A 3,227-nucleotide genomic window follows, 5' to 3' on the forward strand; every position below is an offset into this window, starting at 1 on the left:
TAAAATTGAATTCCTTTCCCGGTCAGATCATAGATCTTCTGGATCTCATGCAGCAAACCTTCAAAGTCTATCTTCAGATCTACCAGCAAACCATTATGCAGGTCATACACCCAGCCATGTACGGTAGGGAAGCCTTTGTTAACATAGGATTGCTGCACAGCTGCCGTTTTTATCACGTTCAGGCATTGCTCCTGCACATTCAGCTCCACCAGCCTGTTATAACGTGCATGGGTGTCCGTTATAGCGTTCAGCTCATCCATATGCAGGCGGTATACATCGCGTATATTACGCAGCCAAGGATTCAGCAGGCCCAGGTCCTGCGGCTGCATGGCGGCTTTTACGCCCCCGCAGTTGTAATGTCCGCATACAATAATGTGCTTTACTTCCAGGTGCCGTACTGCATAGTTGATCACCGACATAATATTCAGGTCTATGCTGTTCACCAGGTTGGCAATGTTGCGGTGCACAAACACTTCGCCCGCATCCAGTCCCATGATCTCATTGGCAGGCACCCGGCTGTCGCTGCAGCCAATGTACAGGTAATCCGGCTTTTGTTCCTGCGCCAGCTTTTCAAAGAATTCCGCATCGGTAGCCGTTTTGCTGGCCACCCATTTCCTGTTGTTCTCAAAGATTTGCTCGTAGGTAGTCATACGTTAGAAGTGTGAGTGAGGGATAAAGATACTTAAACCTTTAATAAACGCATACGGTAAGCATTCATAGCGCTGCGGCCTAATTTATCCGTAAGGCGGTGGTTGGCATACGCGCCTACTACGGCGCCAATGCCGGGCATCAGCTGCAGCAGTTTGGCAATATCTATATAGTCGCGGTATTCCTGCTGGAAGCGGCGCCAGTCAAAAGTATTAATATCCAGAGGCAGCTCCTTGCTGTATTGCTCCCAGTTGGCCAGCAGGGGATAGGTTTTGTTCCGCAACTCCTGGCTGGAGAAAGTAGCCTGGAAAACATACAGCAGGAACAGGCGCTCTTTATAATCCTTCACATCAAACCCGTATAAAGCCGCAATATCAAACAGCATTTTCATTTTAATGCCCAGGAACAGCGGAAAGTCTGCCAGCCCTAATAATATGCCGCCTGCCCCGGTAAGGGCGCCTTCTGTGGCAGCGGTGGTCTTATAATACCGGATCCGTTCCTGCACTTTAGTCTCTGTAAGCACCAGGTCCTGCACCGGCTGGGGCTCCGGGGTCATAAATTTTGCACCGTACAGCACAGCCCGGACCATTTGCTTAATGGCTACCGTAAAGGCCTTGTGCACTTTTTCCGGGATCCAGTTGTTCACACGGTCCTGCAGCCGTTTGGCAAGCCGTCCCGGCAGGGAAGGCCCCCGTTGCATCTGCTTTTGCCAGCGGCGCAGCTCTTTGCGCATTTCCTGTTCATGTGGGGTGGTAGTGGGCGTCATACCCTTACTTAATCAAATATCCTGCCTGTGCAATGCCCCGGAATTTGCTTTTTTCAAGTAATATGCTTTTTAGCCCCTATTTCGTAACTTTGCGCCTTAAATTTCATTAGCCAGCATGATCAGTGTTAAAAATGTAACGCTCTCTTACGGTAAGCGCGTATTGTTTGACGAAGTAAACCTCAATTTCACCAAAGGGAACTGTTATGGCGTTATCGGGGCCAATGGCGCCGGTAAATCCACTTTCCTGAAGATCTTATCCGGGGAAATAGAACCCAATAAGGGAACCGTGGAAATTACCCCCGGTGAGCGGATGAGTGTATTGAAACAGAACCACTTTGAGTTCGACGAAGTGACCGTGCTCAATACCGTGCTGATGGGGAACAAGCGTTTATGGGAAATAGCCAAGGAACGGGATGCGATATACGCCAAAGCCGATTTTACGGAAGAGGATGGCATACGCGCCGGTGAGCTGGAAGGCGAATTTGGCGAAATGGACGGTTATACCGCAGAAAGTGATGCCGGCGCCTTGCTGGGCGACCTGGGTGTGAAGGAAGAAATGCACGGTGTGCTGATGAAAGAGATCAGCGGTAGCTTAAAAGTGCGCGTGCTGCTGGCACAGGCCCTGTTCGGCAACCCCGACATCCTGCTGCTGGATGAGCCCACGAACGACCTGGACGTAGAAACCATTGGCTGGCTGGAAAATTTCCTGGGCGGCTATGAGAATATCGTAATAGTAGTATCCCACGACCGTCACTTCCTGGATGCCGTATGTACCCACGTGGCGGATGTGGACCGCAGTAAGATCCAGATCTTTACCGGTAACTACTCCTTCTGGTATGAATCATCTCAGCTGATCGCCCGCCAGATGTCTGATAAGAATAAGAAGATGGAAGAAAAGCGGAAAGACCTGCTGGACTTCATTGCCCGCTTTAGCGCCAACGCATCCAAGAGCAAGCAGGCTACTTCCCGTAAAAAGGCTCTGGAAAAGCTGGTGATCGAAGAGATCCAGCCCTCCAACCGTAAATACCCGGGCATCATCTTCAAGCAGCTGCGCGAAGTAGGCAACCAGATCCTGAATGTAGAGAAGCTGGAAAAAGCGGTGGATGGCCGTACCCTGTTCAGCAACGTAAGCTTTACGGTAAATAAAGGCGATAAGATCGCTTTCCTGTCTAAAGACCACCTGGCCCTTACCACTTTCTTTGAGATCATTAATGGAGAGGCGCAGGCCGACAGCGGTAAGTTTGAATGGGGCACTACCGTTACCAAAGCTTATTTACCCAACGATAACGCCAAGTTCTTTACAGATAAATCCCTGAACCTGATGGACTGGTTACGCCAGTTTGTACCCCCGCACGTAACGGATGTGGATGAGCCCTTCCTGCGCGGTTTCCTGGGTAAAATGCTGTTCAGCGGTGATGATATCATGAAAAAGACCAGTGTATTGAGCGGTGGTGAAAAAGTACGTTGTATGACCAGCCGTATGATGCTGCAGGATCCCAACGTAGTGATACTGGATGAACCTACCAACCACCTTGACCTGGAATCTATCCAGTCTTTCAACGAAAGCATGAACAACTTTAAAGGTATTGTGCTGTTCACCACACATGACCATACGTTTATGCAATCCGTAGCGAACCGCATTATTGAAATTACGCCTAAAGGTATTATTGACCGGTTAACCACCTTTGATGAATACCTGGAAGATGCGCGCGTAAAAGCGCTCCGTGAAGAGATGTATATGAATGTGCAGCCGGCGTAATTAATGTGCAGATGTGCAAATATGCACATGTGCAGATGAAATAAAGACACTACC

At 49.5% G+C, this 3,227-nt stretch carries 3 protein-coding genes; 1 reads left to right on the forward strand and 2 read right to left on the reverse strand.

Going from position 1 to position 3,227, the window contains the following annotated elements; translation table 11 throughout:
• A partial coding sequence (locus VIM87_RS01140; protein WP_331995189.1) for a carbonic anhydrase occupies positions 1 to 650 on the reverse strand: 650 nt, incomplete at its 3' end.
• Between the two features lie 32 nt (positions 651 to 682).
• The gene (locus VIM87_RS01145) at positions 683 to 1,414 is read right to left on the reverse strand and encodes an EcsC family protein (RefSeq protein WP_331995190.1); all 732 of its coding nucleotides are present in this window, start codon (positions 1,412 to 1,414) and stop codon (positions 683 to 685) included.
• A 115-nt stretch (positions 1,415 to 1,529) separates the two neighbouring features.
• Between VIM87_RS01145 and VIM87_RS01150 the strand changes: the two genes are divergently transcribed.
• Positions 1,530 to 3,173 carry an ABC-F family ATP-binding cassette domain-containing protein gene (locus VIM87_RS01150; RefSeq protein ID WP_331995191.1) on the forward strand — a complete coding sequence of 548 codons (1,644 nt, stop codon included), beginning with the start codon at positions 1,530 to 1,532 and terminating at the stop codon, positions 3,171 to 3,173.
• Positions 3,174 to 3,227: the final 54 nt, after the last annotated feature.

The sequence above is a fragment of the Chitinophaga sp. genome, from assembly GCF_036569125.1.
GTDB lineage: Bacteria > Bacteroidota > Bacteroidia > Chitinophagales > Chitinophagaceae > Chitinophaga.